Raw genomic sequence first — 17,910 nt, 5'->3', positions numbered from 1 at the left:
TTTTAAAGTTTTCTATTTTTAATAAATTGACTATCCAAATGATAGTAGATAATATGATAGTGTTTTAATTTCTGGTCTAAAAATGTTTTAACTTCAGTCAGTTGTTCCTCTGAGATTTCCTCTACTCTAACGGTAAAACCTTTATTTAAAAAATATCCAAAGTAGAAACCATCTTCTAATATCACAGCTTCGGTGTCTGATATTTTCTTAAATTTATTATTGTTTAAATCGCTAATATTTAAAGCGTTGATAAGTTTATGTTTACCCACATGATTGGTAACTATGCCCCAAGAATAAATTGGTAGAGCTACATCTATATTTTTGATAGGATATTGGTCTAAGGAAGCAAGATAATTTTTAAGTAAACCTACCTCCAAGATAGAGTTTTTACCGTCGTTATCTAAAGGCGACGAGGTAGAATAACACATCAAATAAACTTTATCCACAGGCGGAATGCCCATTTTCTTATTATCTTTGACCTGATGCAAACGGAGCGTAGACGAGACTTTTTTTGAAGAGACCTTTTTCAGTTCCTTTAAAAAGAGGAAAAAATCTTCACGAGTAGTTTCCGTCCAATCACAATCTATTTGTATTTCCGCAAATTCCCTTTCCTTCAAGCCTAGACTCTTTTGCACTATTAAAATATTATCAAAAGTGGCTTGTGCCATTTGAGCAATCTCTTCTTTGGATATATTGAAGAAAGTTCTATTGGTAATAAATACCGTAGGTACAAATTGTTTTTTTGCATCTAGCAAGTGAGCATTACCACTAATAGGAGCTAGAATTTTCACTTTTTGCTGCTCTTTATCTATATCAAAAAAACGAATGTAAAGCGTATCTAGTGAAGCCTCTTGTAATGCTTCTTTCTCGTTTTCGTCTAACTTAAAATGGGATTTCCAATAATAAAAAGAATATTTATGCTCCGTGCTCTTTTGACAAGACACAAGCAAAGCGAATAACAATAGGAAAATAATCTTCACTTTCATAAAGTACAAATATAAACAAAATCTGTTATGCTTAACTTAATTGATTTTATATATTGCTGTATGTTAGAAAAGAGATTCCTTTTTCTCTTTAGTATTTTTTAACTTTGCAAAAAAATAGATTTATGCTTATACTTTCTTCTCCAGCTAAGTTAATGAATGTCTCATTAAAATCAGATATGCTAAAACCTACCGAACCTCAATTTATAGAAGATTCGGCGTTTATACAATCGTTTTTGAAAGAGAAAACACCGCAATACCTTTCTGATTTAATGGAAATTTCTTCCAAATTGGCAGATGAAAACTGGGAAAGAAACCAAAATTGGAGTGCCTCACCTTCGGAAGAGGAGTCTAATGCAGCCCTCTATACTTTTACAGGTGAGGTTTATCGTGGGTTAGACGCTCCTACTCTAGATAAAAAAGCCGTAGATTATCTCCAAAAACATTACAGAATACTCTCAGGACTGTATGGACTGTTAAAACCTTCGGATAGGATTATGCTGTATCGTTTAGAAATGGGACGTCCGTTCCAGTTTGATAAGTATAAAAATTTATATTCTTTTTGGAAGTCCAAAATTACAACGGCTCTTAACGATGAATTAAAGGAAAACGATATTCTCCTAAATCTTGCCAGTACAGAATACTTTAAGTCAGTAGATACCAAAAAACTAAAAGCGAAGGCTATAGATGTTAAATTCTACGAATACAAGGATGGCAAACTAAAAACTATCGTGGTCTATACCAAACACGCTAGAGGGCTTCTCATCCGTTTTTGTGCCGAAACCAATGCCAAAACTTTAGATGATATTAAAGCCTTTAATTACGAAGGTTATCTTATAGATGAAGAACGCTCCAAAGATAACCAACTGGTATTCGTGAGGTAATGAAGTTGCTAGAGTTACATTCTATTTTTAAGCAAGAACTTTCAGAGATTTATGATAGTTCCGAGATTTCTTGTTTGTGGGAAATTTTTGGAGAGCATTATTTAGGTTTAGACAAAATAGGACTGCGACAGTCTGAAAACACTGAACTTCCAGCTCAACAAATAACACAATATACCAAAGCCATCAACCAACTAAAAAGCGGAAAGCCTTACCAACAAATTTTAGGTGAAGCCGACTTTTTTGGTATGAAGTTTTGCGTGAACCAACACGTGCTTATTCCTCGCCCAGAAACAGAGGAACTGCTAGACTACGCCATCAAAACCATTTCAAAAGAGTTTTCCAAAACAGAAATTAAAATTTTAGATATAGGTACTGGCTCGGGAGTGATACCTATTGTGCTGAAAAAACATTTTCCGAACGCTAGAGTAGCCTCCATAGATTTTTCTAAAGAAGCTCTAACCATCGCCAAAAAAAATGCAGAAAGACACCACACCGAGATTAAGTTTATACTCGATGATTACCTCAATTATACATTGCCAACTCACTATGATGTGATTATTTCTAATCCGCCATACATAGGTATAGAGGAAGTTTCTGAAATTTCGGATACTGTAAAGAATTTTGAGCCTCATTTGGCCCTGTTCTCTCCTTGTTCAGACCCTTTAGTATTTTACCGAAAAATAGCAACAGATGCCAAGCATTATCTTAACAACGGAGGATTTTTATTTTTAGAAATAAACCAAAAACTAGGAGCAGAAACTTTAGCTTTGTATAAAGATTTCAGCGATGCTCAACTCATCAAAGATTTATCTAATAATGACAGAATGATTATAGCAAAAAAATGAAGCCAGAACTAACCAACAACCTAGAAGATTTAGAAAAGATATTTCAATATTTAGCTCAATTCTTGACTGAAGAACGCCTGCAAAAAATCAACCATTATGCAGAGGAAAGTTCGGATTTCATTTTACCTGTGATGGAAGATGTTTATCAATATCGCAATGCTGCTGCAATCGTGAGAAGTGTGGAAGCGTGTGCCTTCCATAAGGTAGTGGCTTTAGAAAAAGATAATATTTTTGACCCAAACCTCAGCGTTACCAAAGGAGCAGATACTTGGGTAGAAGTAGAAAAAATGCCTAGAAATAAAGCTTCCCTAGAGAAGATAAAAGAGCGAGGTTATAAAATAGTAGCTGTTTCACCAGAAAATAATGCAACAATGCTCCCAGACTATAAGGTAGAAAAGCCTATTGCTCTAGTTTTTGGCACCGAATGGGAAGGCGTTTCTGATGAATTACTAGACTTTGCAGACGAAACTTTAGCAATACCAATGTATGGCTTTACTAAGAGTTTTAATGTTTCTGTAGCGGCAGCGATATGTATGTACGAACTCAAACAAAAACTTCTTAATTCTACCATAGACTACAAACTTAGCTCCGATAAAAAATGGCATACCAAAATAAGATGGGCGGTAAATTCTATAAGAAGCGGAGAAGAAATTTACCATAAATTTTTACGAGAAAACTTTTAACAATCCATAAGCCACAGCACTTATTCGGAAGAATGCTAAATTTTCCTTATTTTTGCCATTCAAAATAAAGCGATTATGTTCAATAGTTTACAAGATAAATTAGATAAGGCTCTTCATAATCTTTCGGGAAGAGGTAAAATTACGGAAATCAATGTAGCTGAAACGGTTAAAGAAATCCGCCGTGCTTTAGTAGATGCCGATGTAAATTATAAGGTAGCTAAAGACCTTACCAAACGAGTACAAGAGAAAGCCTTAGGACAAAATGTACTTACCAGCCTAACACCTGGGCAACTAATGACCAAAATAGTACACGATGAGTTGGTGGAACTTATGGGTGGTTCTCAAGAAGGCATCAACCTTTCGGGGAAACCTACGGTTATTCTAATTGCAGGGCTTCAAGGGTCTGGTAAAACTACTTTCTCTGGAAAATTAGCTAACTATCTAAAGAAAAAAAGAGCTAAAAATCCGCTTTTGGTAGCGTGTGATGTTTATCGTCCTGCTGCAATAGACCAGTTAAAAGTACTAGGAAGCCAAACGGGAATCCCAGTATATACCGAAGAAGAAAATAAAAACCCTTCTACCATAGCAGAAAATGCCGTTAATTTTGCCAAAGCTAACAAGCACGATGTGGTTATTGTGGATACTGCAGGTCGTCTAGCGATAGATGAACAAATGATGAACGAAATAAAATCAGTTCATTATTTCATCAAGCCTACGGAAACTTTGTTCGTTGTGGACTCTATGACGGGGCAAGATGCTGTAAATACAGCTAAAGCCTTTAATGATGCTTTAAACTTTGACGGTGTTGTCCTTACAAAATTAGATGGGGATACCCGAGGTGGTGCGGCTCTTACTATTCGTTCAGTAGTTAATAAGCCCATTAAGTTTATTTCCACAGGAGAAAAGATGGAGGCTTTAGACCTTTTCTATCCTGAAAGAATGGCAGACCGTATCTTAGGTATGGGTGATGTAGTGTCTTTAGTAGAAAGAGCTCAAGAACAGTTTGACGAAGAGGAAGCTAAAAAACTACAAAAGAAAATCGCTAAAAACGAATTTGGTTTTGATGATTTCTTAAAGCAAATTCAGCAGATTAAAAAAATGGGTAACATGAAAGACCTTCTTGGTATGTTACCAGGTGTAGGCAAGGCCATTAAAGATGTGGATATAGATGATAACTCGTTTAAACACATAGAGGCTATTATCCATTCTATGACACCAGAAGAAAGAAGAAGACCTAGCATTATAGATGTTAATAGAAAGAAGAGGATAGCCAAAGGAAGTGGTAGAAAACTAGAAGAAGTAAACCAACTTATGAAACAGTTTGACCAAATGGGCAAAATGATGAAAATGATGCAAGGACCTCAAGGCAAACAACTTATGGCAATGATGGGTAAAATGGGAGGCGGTATGCCAGGCATGGGAGGCTTGTTCGGAAGATAGCAGAATAAAATTGAAAATATAAACCGAGAGTAGTTCAGTATGAGATTACTCTCGGTTTTTTTCATATAAGATTGGGATCAGTAAAATTTCTTCTTTAGCCAAAGAGAGGCCTTTACAAGTAAAATAAGAGCAGGGACTTCTACCAAAGGACCTATAACTCCCACAAATGCTTGCCCCGAATTTAGTCCGAAAACAGCAATAGAGACAGCTATGGCAAGTTCAAAATTATTTCCAGATGCGGTAAAAGCTACAGAAGTTGTTTTATCATAACTTATTCCCATAGCTTTTGTAACAAAGAAACCTGTTATAAACATAATACCAAAATATATTAACAAAGGAATAGAAATAATAAATACATCTTGAGGTATTGTTACAATAAGTTCTCCCTTAAGTGAAAACATAAGCATAATAGTAAATAACAGAGCAACTAAAGTAAGTGGTGATATTTTGGGAATAAAAACCTCTTTATACCAGTTTTCTCCTTTGACAAAGATGACTCCTGCGAGAGTTATGTGTACAAATAAAATTAAGCCTAATGGGTTCTCCATTCTTTTGCTTTTTTGTAATGAAGTCTATGAGAGTTTGTAATATTTTTTTCCTCTCTTCCGAAATAGAATTGACTTCTAACTTCTCTATGAAATTCTGAATTTTAGATAATAAAGGCATAGTGTTCTATTTTTTAAAATTAGCAACAGCCAGAGTTGGGATCGCAGCAATTGGTTTTATTTTGAAGTTCTGAAAGTTTTAATTTGGGCTTTTCGGTAGGGATTCCGCATTTATCAGGAGCTAGGCAATCGGTTTGCTTAGTTGTAAGAACAAAATGACTACCTTGGAAATCTAATCCAAATTTCTGAATGCTCTCCCCTTGATATTCTACTTCTATTTCCTCATCTGTAAGTTGTAATTGTTTTTCGGAAAGAGTAATAATATCCAATAATTTTTCAGGGGTCAATCTGTGGTCATAATCTGTTGCCGTCCATAGCTGAAAGTTTACCCACTTTTCTTTTCTTACTGTTCCACCACAATCTATAAAATCTTTGGTAATTTGACCTACCTCTGTAATATGAAAATGAGGTGGAATAAAATCTCCATTAGGTATTTGAAAATCAATTCTGTCTAGTGTAGCTAGTACTTTTTTAAATTCTGATAATTTCATAATAATTTAATTTTAGTTAATCGCAAATAAACGATAATTGTTATATATTTTTGTCATTCACAACAAGAGGATTGAGATTTTTTATCGTTTTGTAGAGAAGTATTTTCATTTCATTCTATTTAGTTCAGTTGCACTTTGAAAACCTCCAATGGCTTCAAAGACTTCATCTTGATTTATCTTATCAGTCCAACCTTTTTTAGCAAGCTCCATTCTCACTTCTTCCATAGTCTTTTCCTTTACGAAGTGATAATATGCAAAATCAATAACTTCAATTGGAACTCTTTCAATTATATATTTTGTCAAAATTGAAATAATTTTCAGATAAACAAAAAGTCCTGTTAATCCAAGTTGTAATATCCAACTAATTATTAAGCCAATCCGACCTGTATTAAGTTTCCTTATAGTCAAACCTTGTGAGAACCTCAATTTAAAAAATTCCCAAAATCCAATTCGGTCATAATTATTTTCATTCAAAATGATTTCATATTGGAAATATTGGTTTGAAATATAAGTTAGTAAAATCATTCCAGCCAATAGATATTGCAATTTATTGAAGTCTGTAAAATTTGAAAGTTTGATTAACTGTTTCACAGCCAATGCAATTGCAAGTGCGACCAAAAACTCAAATAACCCAATAAAATACATTCCTTTCACAGAAACAAATGCAATTGCAAAACCCAAAATTAAAGAAGTTATTAATCCACCAACAATTGGAATCAAAATATTAGGTTTCCTAGCTTGAATTGGTTGTGGCAAAATTTCGGGAATGATATAGTCGTCCCAATTATTTTTCTTTTCAACTGCTTTTTCTAGCTCATTTAGTGATTGTTTATCAAAAGTTTTTAATGTTTCTTCAAACGCATAAATGAATAATTTAACTCTTTTTGAATTTCTTCCAACATCCCATATTTCATTTCCTAAACTCTCACTTTTTACAATCACGGTACCATATTCATAACTTGCTGTTATTGCTTCTGTCCAGTATTCAACACCAAAACTTTTTTCCTTTCGTTTTGCTTCTATATTACTATCATCTTTAAATACTAAATCCCAGCCAAGTTTTTCAACTGTTTTTTCAGCAATAGCTACAAATAGAGTTTTATTAACACTTGTTCTAAACTTCTCTTTGTATTTTGGCGTGAAACTTATACTATGCTTTCTTTTTATTGTTTTTTCATATTTTTTTAAAGTATCTTCCATATGCTATCTGTTAGATTGTGTTGTGGTAATGTTTCAGCCATCAAAAAAATTGAAAAATAAAGATTGGGCAAGATTCCATTTTTCTTCATCTATACAATATTTTATTTTTGGAGGATTAAGCTCTCCTTTTATAAGTCCTACCCTTTTCAATTCTTTAAGATGCTGAGAAATAGTAGACTGTGCTAATGGGAATATATCCACCAAATCTCCTGTAAAACAAGAATTTTGTTGCTCTAGATAAGATAGGATAGCAATGCGAGTAGGATGAGCCAAGGCTTTTGCAAAGTCGGCTAGTAGCTCTATATTTTCTGTATAATCAATAGGTTCTAAATTTCTTTTCATAAGTATATCGCAAATATACGATTGGTTTTTAAATAAACAAATAAAACGGAAGACATTCCAATCATTTAGAACTGACGAAAACTTTATTACAGAATTATAAATTGTGGTTAAATATAGACAAGATAAACTTATTTAATATGCATTTTTTTCATTATCTTTGGGGAGTTATAACCAATGTATATGCAAGAGACTTCTAGACAGTACGACGAGATTATAAACCTTTGTAAAGATTTATTTGAAAAGAAACTCCAAGACTATGGTGCAGCGTGGCGAGTGCTACGCCCAAGTTCTATCACGGATCAAATTTTCATTAAAATCAATAGGATAAGAACGCTCCAAATGACCGAAAAAAGAATGGTGGAAGAATCGGAGGAAGCAGAGTTTATTGCAATAGTTAATTACGCTGTCATAGGTCTTATTCAATTAGAAAAAGGTTTATCAGAAGATTTGGACGCTGATGCAGAAGAAATCTTAAACTTATATCAACATTACACCAACGAAGCAAAAGCCCTAATGCAACGAAAAAACCACGACTATGGCGAAGCATGGCGAAGTATGAGAATTTCCTCTATTACAGATTTAATCTATCAAAAGGTGCTTCGTACCAAACAAATAGAAGATAATAATGGACACACCTTAGTCTCAGAAGGGCTAGATGCTAACTATTTTGATATGCTTAATTACGCTGTATTCTGTCTTATAAAAATAAACAAACAAAATGCTTAAACGCTTACTAAGAATTGTTGTTGCTCTTATTTTTATTGCTTCAGGTTTTGTTAAAGCAGTAGATGTTAAGGGTTTCTCATTCAAATTAGAAGAATATTTTTCGCCTCAGGTCTTTAATCTTGTTATACTGGAGAGTTGGGCTCTTCCAATCTCTTTTTTTGTAGTGCTTTTGGAACTTATTTTAGGGTTTTTATTGCTATTAAAAATTTCAGTAAGAAAAGTTCTATTAGCGTTGATTGGGCTGTGTGTATTCTTTGCCTTTCTCACTTTCTATTCAGCTTATTTTAATGTGGTTACAGATTGTGGTTGCTTCGGAGATGCTATTAAATTTACGCCTTGGCAAAGCTTCTGGAAAGACATTGTACTTCTCACCCTACTCCTTCTACTCTACTTTGCATATAGAGATAAGACTTCTATTTCTTTCATGAGAACAAGAAGTTCTGTGTTGTTTTTAGGAACAATAGTTTCTCTATGGATAATGCTTCACGGGATTAAACATGAACCTATTATTGATTTTAGAGATTATAAAATAGGAACAGATTTAAAGTCCGAAAAGAAAAAGATTGAAGAGAATCCGTCCGAATACAAAACATTTTACAACCTTGAACATAAAAAAACTAAAGAGATTATAAAAGTTAATCAAGACGATTACATCAACCAAAACTATTGGCAAAATCCTGATTGGGTAATCCAAGAAGACAAAACCACTTCCGAGGTAGTGAAAGAAGGCTATGCGTCTGAAATTGTAAAATTTAAAATAGAAGACCTGCACGGTAATGATATTACAGATAGCCTTATACAAGCTCCAAAAACGGTTTTGGTATTTAGCTATAAGCCCACCGAGGTAGATGCTAATCTCTTAGAAGCGGTAGAAAATAAAGTTTCCAAACATCGCAAAACAGTAGTTTATGGAGTTTCTACGGCACAAAATACATTTAAAACACTCCCCAATGCAGTGATGGACGGCACAGCCATCAAGACCATAGCTAGGAGTAATCCTTTCGTACTCGTTTTAGAAAATGGAAAAATTACAGATAAAAAAAGTGCAAAAGACTATATATATTAACTAAACATTAGATTAACCGTTTAATAAAAAAATAAAAATGCAAAAATCAAACAAATCTATAGCAGGTTATCATTTGTTAATGATTCTTTCTGCGGTGGACTACGAAGTACAACCAGAAGAAGGTATCGTTATCCAGAAATATCTTGCTGATGAGTTTCCGTTCAGAATCAATTTAGATAACGAGTTGGAAGTCATTGCAACGCTACAACCAGAAGCGTGGAAAGACCATTTTGAGTTCCATGCTCGCTGTTTCTTAGATGATTCTACCGAAGCCGAAAGAAAGAAATTTGCAAAGTTTGCAAAAACACTCATTAAAGCAGATAACGAAGTTACAGAAAGAGAACACCAGTTCTACAAACTGATGAAAACTATTTGGAAATTAGACTAATCTTAAAGCATTGATATTATGAGAAAAAACATTGTAGCAGGAAACTGGAAAATGAATAAAGATTTTTCGGAAGCTCAAGCACTTATGCAACAGCTATCCGAGTATACTAGCACACATACACCTAACTGCAAGGTAATGATAGCGCCGCCAGCTCTTTATCTTACCACAGCTAAAGATATTTTTAAAAATAAAGAGGTAGAAGTATATGCTCAGGATATTTCCGAACACGAATCTGGAGCTTACACAGGAGAAATCTCGGCTGCTATGATAGCTTCTGTAAATTTAGATGGGAGCATTATTGCTCACTCTGAACGCAGACAATACCACGGAGAAACCGATAGCCATGCTAATAGAAAAGTAAAAGCTTTATTAGATAAAGGGCTTACACCTATCTACTGTAATGGCGAAAATTTGGAAGAAAGAAAGTCTGGTAAGTATTTAGAAGTGATTAAAAACCAAACACAAACAGCTTTGTTTACTCTAAGTGCTGAAGAAATAAAGAAAGTGGTTATAGCTTACGAACCTGTATGGGCAATAGGTACTGGAGAAACTGCCACTGCAGAACAAGCACAAGAGGTGCACGCTTTTATTAGAAATATGATAGCAGAAAAATATGGCAAGGAGGTGGCAGATGAAGTATCTATCCTTTATGGAGGTTCTGTAAAGCCAAGTAATGCTAAAGAAATTTTCTCTCAGCCTGATGTAGATGGTGGTCTTATAGGTGGTGCAGCTTTGAATATAGAAGACTTCTCAAAAATAATAGAGGCTTTCTAAAAGAAGCTAATATTTTTTGACTTAAAAAAAATAGAATACTGAGAGTTTTTATGGCTCTCAGTTTTTTTATAAATTTCCTTGTTAAAATAAAGAAAGAGAAAAATGATGAAATAGTTTCCAATTCTGAAATTTTGTTTAACTTAGTAGAATAAGAAGGATTTAATTATTGTCTCACTAAAATTGAATAAAAAATTATGAAAGTTTTTAAAAGCTCTAATTCTACCGAAGTAAATATCATAACAGGATTAACCTTAATTATTTTAAGTTTACTTATAGTTACCTTATTTTACAATAATATAAGTGAAGAAGTTAATATTTATTTTAAGTTCGGAATTTTGTTGATAACTTCATTAGTGGCTATGTACTTTTATGCAAATTCATTGAAGAAAGTTAAAATTACAGACAAGTACCTTATTTTACAAAAAAATATAGGTTATCAGATGATACCTCTTAATAATATAAAGTCTGTTAATACAGCTGAATTCTCAAATCTTACAGCTACATTCAGTTCAAAAGGTTTTTTTGGTTTTAATGGAACCTTAATGGATGACACCGTAACTTTTGTTAATGATAGAAAGAATATGGTAAAAATTTCTACATCTGAGAAAAAATATTTACTGAGTGTAAATAGTCCCAATGAGTTTATAAGGGATATTATAAATAGAAATAATGATTAGGTTGTAGATTGCTATCCTAGCTCTATTAAGCTTAGTTTGGGAAACAATTCAAAAAACACCATCTTCCTTATGGGTAAAGGAACGGAAAAGGGAATGCCATAATAAAAATATAAAAGAGAAAAAATGTACATTATTGGGGTGATGTCTGGTACTTCATTAGACGGAATTGATTTTTGCTATTTTAAAATAGATGAAAGTACTTATGATTTTGAAATTATAAAGGCTCAAACTTATCCGTATCCTAAGGAATGGCAGATGAAGCTAAAGTCTGCTGCTCAACAAACAAAGCTGGAAGTAGCGTTACTAAATGCAGAATACTCAAACTATCTTAACCGAGAGATACTGAAGTTTATTAAAGCGGAAAATATTGAAAATTTGGATTTAATTGCCAGTCATGGACATACGGTGTGGCACAATCCTAAAGGTAGTTTTACTTTGCAAATAGGTAATTTACCCACGGCTTCAAAAGAAATAACAGTGCCGCTAGTGGGAGATTTTAGAGTGCAAGATGTCCGTTTAGGTGGGCAAGGAGCACCGCTGGTACCTATGGGTGATGAGCTACTGTTTTCGGACTACGATTTCTGTCTTAATCTAGGAGGGTTTTCTAATATTTCGTACAAAAGAAATGGGGAAAGATTGGCTTTTGATATTTGCCCCGTGAATACCCTATTGAATTATTATTCCGAAAAATATTTTTCTTTTCATTATGATAAAAACGGAGAAATTGCTAGAAGTGGTAAGATATACCAAACTCTTGTTGATGAACTTAATGCCCTACCCTTTTATAAACAATCTCACCCCAAATCTTTAGGAATTGAACAAGTGAATGAATGGTTTATCCCAATTATAGAAACATTTTCTTTAGAACCTAAAGATTTATTAGCTAGCCTAGTAGAACATATGGCAATGCAAATAGCCAATGTTTTGGATACGGATATCGGCAAAAGACTTTTGGTTACAGGAGGCGGAGCTTACAATCAATTTCTTATTGAAAGACTGAGTTTTTTAGCTCCTCATATAGAAATAATTATTCCGTCTTCGGAAGTTTTGGAATACAAAGAAGCTCTTATTTTTGGTTTGTTAGGGCTTTTGAAGTGGCAAGGTAAAACCAATGTTTTGGCATCTGTAACAGGGGCAAAACACAACCACAGCTCTGGAGTATTATTTCTGAATGGAGCATTATTATAACTTTAAAATCCTTGTTCTTCAGACTCTTCCATTAGTTTAGTATAGGTAGCGTAACGGCTTTCAAGAACATCACCGCTTTCTATAGCAGAAAGCACGGCACATTTAGGTTCGTTAAGGTGCAAACAGTTGTGGAATTTACAGTCTTCTCTCGTTCTAAATATTTCAGGGAAATAATGTTGTATTTCTTCCTTTTCAACATCTATCATTGCAAATTCCCTAACGCCTGGCGTATCTATAACGCTACCGCCGAAGTTCCAAAAATGCATTTGAGCAAAAGTCGTGGTATGTTTACCCTTGAGGTGAACTTCTGACACTTCGCCAGTCCTTAAATTAAGCCCTGGTTGTAGAGCATTTACAAGTGTAGATTTGCCACTACCCGAATGCCCAAAGAATACTGAAATTTTATCTTTAAGAATAGCTTTAAGTTCCTCTAAATTCTGTTGAGTACGAGACGAAATCAAAAGACTATCGTAACCAATATGATGATAGATAGTTCTAAGAGCTTCTACATATTCTATATCGTCTTCATTCAGCATATCTGCCTTATTGAACAATATAAGTGGACGAATATTATAAGCCTCACAACAAGCCAAAAAACGGTCTAGGAAACCTAACGAAGTTTCGGGGCTATTTAAAGTGTAAAGAAAACAAGCGACATCTATATTAGACGCTATAATATGAGCTTCTTTGGATAAATTAACCGATTTTCTGATGAGATAGTTTTTTCTTGACTCTATTTTAGTAATCCAAGCAACGCCATCGGTTTCTAGTTGAAACTCTACCCAATCTCCCACAGCGAGAGGATTGGTAAGCCTTGTCTTTTGGAGTTTAAATTTACCTCTCATTCTTGCCTCGTAAAACTGTTGGGTTTTCTGTTCTAAAACCTGATACCAGCTTCCTGTAGATTTAGTAATCAGTCCTTTAAATATTATAGTTTCATTACCGCTCATAAGAGGTATATTCTGTTATTTTTTATTAGTATTAGCACTATCTACTACTAATATGAAAATCTCTTCATTAGATTTTTTCATAAAATAGTTCTCTCTAGCAAACTTTTCTTTCTCTCCCCTATTAAACATTAGTTTTTTGTAGAAAGCATCATTCTTCTCATACTCTGTTTTGTAGTAATCTAGCTGTTCCTCGTACTTTTTAATTTCTGAATTCAAATCCCTTATCACCAGGAAAGAAGTATTATCAAAGAAAATCATCCAAACAAAAAAAGCCACAATAGTAATAACATACTTATTGAGGATATACTTCCTAAAAAAAACCATTTTAGGAGAAGTTTCTTTAGGCTCTTCTGTTGGGTTTATATCTTTAATGAGCTTTTTCATTCAGATTGTTTTTTTAGAGAATTGCTAATGACTGTGGTTAAAAAATCTATCGCTACAGGATTTTGTTTCATATTAGGAATAATGATATCCGCTTCGTTTTTAGACGGCTCTATAAACTCTTGGTGCATTGGTTTCAAAGTTGTCTGGTAGCGGTAAAGCACCTCTTCTAAATCCCTGCCTCTCTCTTGAGTATCTCTTTTAATACGGCGAATTAGGCGCTCGTCCGAATCAGCGTGTACAAAAATCTTTACATCAAATTCTTTAAGCAACTCTTTATCGGTAAGTACCAAGATACCTTCAACAAGCAAAACCTTTCTTGGCTCTACAGTGACATAATCTCCCGTGCGAGAATGGGTAACGAATGAATAAATAGGCTGCTTTATAGGCTCATTATTCTTAAGCGCCCTTACGTGCTCGCGTAGAAGTTCAAAATCTATCGACTTTGGGTGGTCATAATTAAGCCCTTCTCGCTCCGCCATACTAAGATTTTGGTTGTCGTGATAATAGTTGTCTTGAGAAAGAACATTTACTCCCTCTACATTTAGTTTTTTCAAAATCTTATTAACCACTGTAGTCTTTCCCGAACCAGTACCCCCTGCTATTCCTATTACTAACATCTTATTTCAATCTATTTTTATTTCCGCAAAGATACATAATATAACAAAAAATAATGTAAGCTATTATCGAATTAGCTAGTGACAAAATTCACATTGCAGATTTTGGTTGAATTTGCTAACTTCACATTATAAAAAATATAATCTAATGGAAAATCACATTTTAATCAACGAATTCCCTGAATTTTCAGAAAAAATTTCAGATTTAAAACAAACCGACAATCATTTCAAAAAACTTTTCAACGACTATGACGAGGTTAATGGTAAAATTAAACACTATGAAGCAGGAGAGCAAAACCATACTACAGATGAATTTTTAACGGAACTTAGAAAAATAAGACTACATCTAAAAGATGAAATCTATGAGTATCTAAAAACGCAACCGTAAAAGGATAGAATGAACCTACAAAAGGAAAATCCCTAATTGTAATTGGTAGAAATACAATTGCAGGAGAGGAAAATGTAAATGTAAAGAGTAAAAATAGAACTGTAGGGAGGAAATCACTAACTGTAATTGGTAGAAATACAATCGTAGGAAGAAAAAATCAATAAATTAAATTATTTATTTAGAGTAACGCAATAGAGTAAACACATTGCGTTATTTTATTATCTACTAGGTACCTTCTAAAGTCCATTTTTTTTCCTATTTTTGCCGCGTAATTTTTTCTTTATGCAAAATATTAGAAACATCGCGATTATCGCCCATGTTGACCATGGAAAAACAACTTTAGTGGACAAAATTATCCACGCAACTAACATCTTTAGAGAAAACCAAGAAAGTGGTGAGCTTATTATGGATAATAATGACCTCGAGAGAGAACGAGGCATCACTATTCTTTCTAAAAATATCTCGGTAACCTACAAGGATACTAAAATAAATGTAATAGATACGCCTGGACACGCCGATTTTGGTGGTGAGGTAGAGCGAGTGCTTAAAATGGCAGACGGTGTGTTACTACTTGTAGATGCCTTTGAAGGACCTATGCCACAAACTCGTTTCGTTTTGCATAAAGCATTAGAATTAGGATTAAAGCCTATTGTGGTTATCAATAAAGTGGACAAACCTAACTGTCGTCCAGATGAAGTTCACGACCAAGTTTTTGATTTGTTCTTTAACCTAGACGCTACCGAAGAACAGCTAGACTTCCCTACTTTCTATGGCTCGTCCAAAGAAAGTTGGTTTAATTCAAGCCTAGAAAAATCAGAAAATATTTTACCACTCCTAGACGGTATCCTACAATATGTACCAGAACCAAAGGTAGAAGAAGGTAATCTACAAATGCAGGTAACCTCTTTAGACTACTCTTCTTTTTTAGGAAGAATTGCCGTAGGGAAAATCATCAGAGGTTCGGTTAAAGAATCTCAATGGATTGGCTTAGCTCAAGAAGACGGTAAAATCGTTAAAGGTAAAGTAAAGGAACTTTATATTTTTGAAGGATTAGGTAAGAAAAAAGTAAGCGAAGTATTTGCAGGAGATATTTGTGCTATCGTAGGTTTTGACAATTTCCAAATAGGAGATACTTTCGTAGATTTAGAAAATCCAGAACCTCTCCCAAGATTGTCTATAGATGAGCCTACTCTTAATATGACTTTCTCTATCAACAACTCTCCGTTCTTTGGTAAAGATGGTAAATATGTTACCTCTAACCATTTAAAGGAAAGATTAGAAAAAGAGCTTGAAAAAAACTTAGCCTTAAGAGTACAACAAACAGAAGATGCAAACACTTTCTTAGTATTTGGTAGAGGGATATTGCACTTATCTGTACTTATAGAAACTATGCGTAGAGAAGGTTACGAGATGACTATCGGTCAGCCTCAAGTAATTCTTAAAGAAATAGATGGCGAACAGTGCGAACCTTATGAGTCTTTAGTGGTAGATGTACCCGAAGAATATGCTTCTAGAGTGATAGACTTAGCTACCCAAAGAAAAGGAGATTTACACATTATGGAGACCAAAGGAGAAATGCAACACTTAGAGTTTGAAATTCCTTCTAGAGGTCTTATTGGACTTCGTTCTCAAATGCTTACTGCAACAGCTGGGGAAGCAATTATGGCACATAGATTTGTGGATTATAAACCATTTAAAGGTCAGATACCTGGTAGAAGTAACGGAGTATTGATTTCTAAAAACCAAGGGTCATCTACCGCGTACTCTATCGAAAAGCTACAAGACAGAGGGCGTTTCTTTGTAGACCCAGGTGAAGAAATTTATGTAGGTATGATTGTAGGCGAGCAGAACAAACCTGGAGATTTGGTAGTGAATATTGTAGAAGGTAAGCAACTGAACAATATGCGTGCTGCGGGTAAAGATAAAGATGGTAGCATCGCGCCTAAAGTTCTTATGACTTTAGAGGAGTGTATGGAATACATACAACAAGACGAATGTATAGAAGTAACACCTAATTTTATCCGAATGAGAAAAAAGATTCTTTCTGAAGAGGATAGAAAAAGAGCCGAAAGAATGGCAAAGGCTTAAAATATCAAAATCCCATTATAGTTTTTATAGTGGGATTTTTTTGTCTAAATAAAAAAGCTATTCCATTGATTTGGAATAGCTTTTTAATAAATTTAGGTGGAGAATATGGGATTCGAACCCATGACCTTTTGACTGCCAGTCAAACGCGCTAGCCAACTGCGCCAATTCCCCAAGATTGCTTTTGCGAAGATATAAATATTTTAACACAAAAGCAAAATAGTATTTCTACTGTTGAGACTTTAGATATTCATCTACAATTTCTAAAGCCTTTTTTTCATCTTTTAATTCCACCTTAACTTTCATAGTCGTTGCCGTAGGCGTAGATAAAAATGAAAGATAACTATTCTCTACTTCTGCCGTGATACCTGCTTCTTCTAACTTTGATTTAATTAGTTGTACTTCTTGTATGGTATCTCCCTCAAATACGGGAACTCTTGTTACTACGTCCATAATCATTATTTTTTTAGGTTAATGACCCCAATATACTACTTTTATTTGTAATAACCAAATTTCCACAAGGCGTATTTATTTTGATAGCTTATTTATCGTTTTCTGAATATCAGGATCATCGGGCGTAATAGCATAATATTTAGCAATGCCAGATTTTTGATTAACCACAATATACCTAGGAATCCAATTTAAGTCTATGTAGTTGTTAAAATCATTTTTCCAACCAGAAAAGAACCAATAATTTTCTTTATTAGCTAATTCGTGCTTGTCTAATCCTTTTTTCCAAGCCTCTTCGTTCCTATCTAAAGATAGAAATACAAAGTCTACATTAGGATTGTTGCTCTCTAGCGTCCTTGCAGCAGGTAAAGCGTTAATACAATCTCTACACCAGCTTGCCCACATATCTAATACAAGTATTTTTCCCTTGTGTTTAGCTAGTACATCTTTAATTGTAACTTTCTTTCCGTCTATTGTTTGTACTTTTTGAGACAGAGCAGATGCACTAAAACTAGTCTTTAAAACTTTAGGGGCTTCTTGTGAGTATGCTAAAGCTCCGAACATCATTCCTGTTATTACGAGTATTTTTTTCATAAGTTTTAAATAAATTAAGATTACAATAATACAGACTTTCCTTATCAAAAACAAAACCAAAAAGACTTTTGATATCCCATTTTTTTAAATTAT

21 protein-coding genes, 1 tRNA gene and 1 pseudogene are annotated in these 17,910 nt (G+C 34.0%); 12 read left to right on the top strand and 11 right to left on the bottom strand.

The annotated features are described in order from the left end of the window. Window positions 1–2: 2 nt before the first annotated feature. Window positions 3–986 carry a hypothetical protein gene (locus RA0C_RS02325; protein WP_004918923.1) on the bottom strand — a complete coding sequence of 328 codons (984 nt, stop codon included), beginning with the start codon at window positions 984–986 and terminating at the stop codon, window positions 3–5. Window positions 987–1,108: 122 nt separating this feature from the next. Here RA0C_RS02325 and yaaA point away from each other — a divergent pair, with 122 nt between their 5' ends. The 4 genes from yaaA to ffh all read left to right on the top strand — a co-directional run bounded on the left by yaaA (window position 1,109) and on the right by ffh (window position 4,835). Continuing rightward, on the top strand, window positions 1,109–1,867 hold the full coding sequence (gene yaaA, locus RA0C_RS02320; protein WP_013446752.1) for a peroxide stress protein YaaA: 759 nt from the start codon (window positions 1,109–1,111) through the stop codon (window positions 1,865–1,867). Beyond that, complete coding sequence (prmC, locus tag RA0C_RS02315) at window positions 1,867–2,712, top strand: peptide chain release factor N(5)-glutamine methyltransferase (protein WP_013446751.1); 846 nt, start codon at window positions 1,867–1,869, stop codon at window positions 2,710–2,712. Before yaaA ends, prmC begins: the two co-directional genes overlap by 1 nt. Beyond that, window positions 2,709–3,395 (top strand): TrmH family RNA methyltransferase, encoded by a 687-nt coding sequence (locus RA0C_RS02310; protein ID WP_013446750.1) that lies wholly within the window; start codon window positions 2,709–2,711, stop codon window positions 3,393–3,395. Before prmC ends, RA0C_RS02310 begins: the two co-directional genes overlap by 4 nt. A 75-nt stretch (window positions 3,396–3,470) precedes the next feature. Then, window positions 3,471–4,835 (top strand): signal recognition particle protein, encoded by a 1,365-nt coding sequence (ffh, locus tag RA0C_RS02305; RefSeq protein ID WP_004918929.1) that lies wholly within the window; start codon window positions 3,471–3,473, stop codon window positions 4,833–4,835. A 77-nt stretch (window positions 4,836–4,912) separates the two neighbouring features. On the opposite strand, the pseudogene RA0C_RS02300 reads toward ffh, so the two are convergent. The 4 genes and pseudogenes from RA0C_RS02300 to RA0C_RS02285 form a co-directional block, all read right to left on the bottom strand. Next, window positions 4,913–5,332 (bottom strand): annotated as a pseudogene (locus tag RA0C_RS02300) (arsenic resistance protein); the annotation flags it as partial. Window positions 5,333–5,520: 188 nt separating this feature from the next. Then, window positions 5,521–5,991 carry a DUF6428 family protein gene (locus RA0C_RS02295; RefSeq protein WP_004918931.1) on the bottom strand — a complete coding sequence of 157 codons (471 nt, stop codon included), beginning with the start codon at window positions 5,989–5,991 and terminating at the stop codon, window positions 5,521–5,523. A gap of 105 nt (window positions 5,992–6,096) precedes the next feature. After that, window positions 6,097–7,191: a hypothetical protein gene (locus tag RA0C_RS02290; protein ID WP_004918932.1), complete on the bottom strand. Its 1,095-nt coding sequence runs from the start codon at window positions 7,189–7,191 to the stop codon at window positions 6,097–6,099. Window positions 7,192–7,224: 33 nt separating this feature from the next. Next, a complete protein-coding gene (locus RA0C_RS02285) occupies window positions 7,225–7,533 on the bottom strand; it encodes an ArsR/SmtB family transcription factor (RefSeq protein WP_004918933.1) in 309 nt (102 codons plus the stop codon). 180 nt (window positions 7,534–7,713) lie between these two features. Between RA0C_RS02285 and RA0C_RS02280 the strand changes: the two genes are divergently transcribed. The 6 genes from RA0C_RS02280 to RA0C_RS02255 all read left to right on the top strand — a co-directional run bounded on the left by RA0C_RS02280 (window position 7,714) and on the right by RA0C_RS02255 (window position 12,352). After that, on the top strand, window positions 7,714–8,259 hold the full coding sequence (locus RA0C_RS02280; protein ID WP_004918934.1) for a DUF1599 domain-containing protein: 546 nt from the start codon (window positions 7,714–7,716) through the stop codon (window positions 8,257–8,259). Further along, window positions 8,252–9,325, top strand: a complete 1,074-nt coding sequence (locus tag RA0C_RS02275) for a BT_3928 family protein (RefSeq protein ID WP_004918935.1) — start codon at window positions 8,252–8,254, stop codon at window positions 9,323–9,325. The genes RA0C_RS02280 and RA0C_RS02275 overlap by 8 nt, the downstream gene beginning before the upstream one ends. Window positions 9,326–9,362: 37 nt before the next feature. After that, window positions 9,363–9,713 (top strand): hypothetical protein, encoded by a 351-nt coding sequence (locus RA0C_RS02270; RefSeq protein ID WP_004918936.1) that lies wholly within the window; start codon window positions 9,363–9,365, stop codon window positions 9,711–9,713. 18 nt (window positions 9,714–9,731) lie between these two features. Next, window positions 9,732–10,487: a triose-phosphate isomerase gene (tpiA, locus tag RA0C_RS02265; RefSeq protein ID WP_004918938.1), complete on the top strand. Its 756-nt coding sequence runs from the start codon at window positions 9,732–9,734 to the stop codon at window positions 10,485–10,487. A gap of 194 nt (window positions 10,488–10,681) precedes the next feature. Beyond that, window positions 10,682–11,164 (top strand): PH domain-containing protein, encoded by a 483-nt coding sequence (locus RA0C_RS02260; RefSeq protein ID WP_004918941.1) that lies wholly within the window; start codon window positions 10,682–10,684, stop codon window positions 11,162–11,164. Between the two features lie 123 nt (window positions 11,165–11,287). Continuing rightward, the gene (locus RA0C_RS02255) at window positions 11,288–12,352 is read left to right on the top strand and encodes an anhydro-N-acetylmuramic acid kinase (RefSeq protein ID WP_013446748.1); all 1,065 of its coding nucleotides are present in this window, start codon (window positions 11,288–11,290) and stop codon (window positions 12,350–12,352) included. A 2-nt stretch (window positions 12,353–12,354) separates the two neighbouring features. On the opposite strand, the gene rsgA is transcribed toward RA0C_RS02255, so the two are convergent. From rsgA to udk, 3 genes are read right to left on the bottom strand one after another with little or no spacing between them, the layout of a single operon-like run. Further along, window positions 12,355–13,302 carry a ribosome small subunit-dependent GTPase A gene (rsgA, locus tag RA0C_RS02250; protein ID WP_004918947.1) on the bottom strand — a complete coding sequence of 316 codons (948 nt, stop codon included), beginning with the start codon at window positions 13,300–13,302 and terminating at the stop codon, window positions 12,355–12,357. Window positions 13,303–13,317: 15 nt separating this feature from the next. Next, window positions 13,318–13,686, bottom strand: a complete 369-nt coding sequence (locus RA0C_RS02245) for an FtsB family cell division protein (RefSeq protein WP_004918953.1) — start codon at window positions 13,684–13,686, stop codon at window positions 13,318–13,320. Next, on the bottom strand, window positions 13,683–14,303 hold the full coding sequence (udk, locus tag RA0C_RS02240) for a uridine kinase (protein WP_004918954.1): 621 nt from the start codon (window positions 14,301–14,303) through the stop codon (window positions 13,683–13,685). Before udk ends, RA0C_RS02245 begins: the two co-directional genes overlap by 4 nt. Before the next feature lie 145 nt (window positions 14,304–14,448). On the opposite strand from udk, the gene RA0C_RS02235 reads away from it, so the two are divergent. Then, window positions 14,449–14,688 (top strand): YdcH family protein, encoded by a 240-nt coding sequence (locus tag RA0C_RS02235; RefSeq protein ID WP_004918955.1) that lies wholly within the window; start codon window positions 14,449–14,451, stop codon window positions 14,686–14,688. Between the two features lie 282 nt (window positions 14,689–14,970). Then, complete coding sequence (gene typA / locus RA0C_RS02230) at window positions 14,971–16,776, top strand: translational GTPase TypA (RefSeq protein ID WP_004918956.1); 1,806 nt, start codon at window positions 14,971–14,973, stop codon at window positions 16,774–16,776. A gap of 97 nt (window positions 16,777–16,873) precedes the next feature. Here typA and RA0C_RS02225 read toward each other — a convergent pair. The 3 genes from RA0C_RS02225 to RA0C_RS02215 all read right to left on the bottom strand — a co-directional run bounded on the left by RA0C_RS02225 (window position 16,874) and on the right by RA0C_RS02215 (window position 17,817). Next, window positions 16,874–16,947 (bottom strand) — tRNA-Ala (locus RA0C_RS02225). A gap of 54 nt (window positions 16,948–17,001) precedes the next feature. Next, complete coding sequence (locus tag RA0C_RS02220; RefSeq protein WP_004918958.1) at window positions 17,002–17,232, bottom strand: DUF2007 domain-containing protein; 231 nt, start codon at window positions 17,230–17,232, stop codon at window positions 17,002–17,004. Between the two features lie 69 nt (window positions 17,233–17,301). After that, window positions 17,302–17,817 carry a TlpA family protein disulfide reductase gene (locus RA0C_RS02215; RefSeq protein WP_013446746.1) on the bottom strand — a complete coding sequence of 172 codons (516 nt, stop codon included), beginning with the start codon at window positions 17,815–17,817 and terminating at the stop codon, window positions 17,302–17,304. Between the last annotated feature and the right edge of the window lie 93 nt (window positions 17,818–17,910).

Source organism: Riemerella anatipestifer ATCC 11845 = DSM 15868 (genome assembly GCF_000252855.1).
Classification (GTDB): Bacteria; Bacteroidota; Bacteroidia; order Flavobacteriales; family Weeksellaceae; genus Riemerella; species Riemerella anatipestifera.
The sequence above is the reverse complement of the archived record's forward strand: the minus strand, read 5'-3'. Positions and strand labels throughout refer to the sequence as shown.

Bases quoted from the DNA above. Each gene is read 5' to 3' on its own strand.
- RA0C_RS02295 (WP_004918931.1), bottom strand. From the start codon at position 5,991: ATGAAATTATCAGAATTTAAAAAAGTACTAGCTACACTAGACAGAATT.
- RA0C_RS02280 (WP_004918934.1), top strand. From the start codon at position 7,714: ATGCAAGAGACTTCTAGACAGTACGACGAGATTATAAACCTTTGTAAA.
- RA0C_RS02275 (WP_004918935.1), top strand. From the start codon at position 8,252: ATGCTTAAACGCTTACTAAGAATTGTTGTTGCTCTTATTTTTATTGCT.
- RA0C_RS02270 (WP_004918936.1), top strand. From the start codon at position 9,363: ATGCAAAAATCAAACAAATCTATAGCAGGTTATCATTTGTTAATGATT.
- RA0C_RS02220 (WP_004918958.1), bottom strand. From the start codon at position 17,232: ATGATTATGGACGTAGTAACAAGAGTTCCCGTATTTGAGGGAGATACC.
- RA0C_RS02325 (WP_004918923.1), bottom strand. From the start codon at position 986: ATGAAAGTGAAGATTATTTTCCTATTGTTATTCGCTTTGCTTGTGTCT.
- RA0C_RS02285 (WP_004918933.1), bottom strand. From the start codon at position 7,533: ATGAAAAGAAATTTAGAACCTATTGATTATACAGAAAATATAGAGCTA.
- RA0C_RS02290 (WP_004918932.1), bottom strand. From the start codon at position 7,191: ATGGAAGATACTTTAAAAAAATATGAAAAAACAATAAAAAGAAAGCAT.
- RA0C_RS02260 (WP_004918941.1), top strand. From the start codon at position 10,682: ATGAAAGTTTTTAAAAGCTCTAATTCTACCGAAGTAAATATCATAACA.
- RA0C_RS02235 (WP_004918955.1), top strand. From the start codon at position 14,449: ATGGAAAATCACATTTTAATCAACGAATTCCCTGAATTTTCAGAAAAA.
- udk (WP_004918954.1), bottom strand. From the start codon at position 14,303: ATGTTAGTAATAGGAATAGCAGGGGGTACTGGTTCGGGAAAGACTACA.
- prmC (WP_013446751.1), top strand. From the start codon at position 1,867: ATGAAGTTGCTAGAGTTACATTCTATTTTTAAGCAAGAACTTTCAGAG.
- RA0C_RS02255 (WP_013446748.1), top strand. From the start codon at position 11,288: ATGTACATTATTGGGGTGATGTCTGGTACTTCATTAGACGGAATTGAT.
- ffh (WP_004918929.1), top strand. From the start codon at position 3,471: ATGTTCAATAGTTTACAAGATAAATTAGATAAGGCTCTTCATAATCTT.
- yaaA (WP_013446752.1), top strand. From the start codon at position 1,109: ATGCTTATACTTTCTTCTCCAGCTAAGTTAATGAATGTCTCATTAAAA.
- rsgA (WP_004918947.1), bottom strand. From the start codon at position 13,302: ATGAGCGGTAATGAAACTATAATATTTAAAGGACTGATTACTAAATCT.
- tpiA (WP_004918938.1), top strand. From the start codon at position 9,732: ATGAGAAAAAACATTGTAGCAGGAAACTGGAAAATGAATAAAGATTTT.
- RA0C_RS02215 (WP_013446746.1), bottom strand. From the start codon at position 17,817: ATGAAAAAAATACTCGTAATAACAGGAATGATGTTCGGAGCTTTAGCA.
- RA0C_RS02245 (WP_004918953.1), bottom strand. From the start codon at position 13,686: ATGAAAAAGCTCATTAAAGATATAAACCCAACAGAAGAGCCTAAAGAA.
- typA (WP_004918956.1), top strand. From the start codon at position 14,971: ATGCAAAATATTAGAAACATCGCGATTATCGCCCATGTTGACCATGGA.
- RA0C_RS02310 (WP_013446750.1), top strand. From the start codon at position 2,709: ATGAAGCCAGAACTAACCAACAACCTAGAAGATTTAGAAAAGATATTT.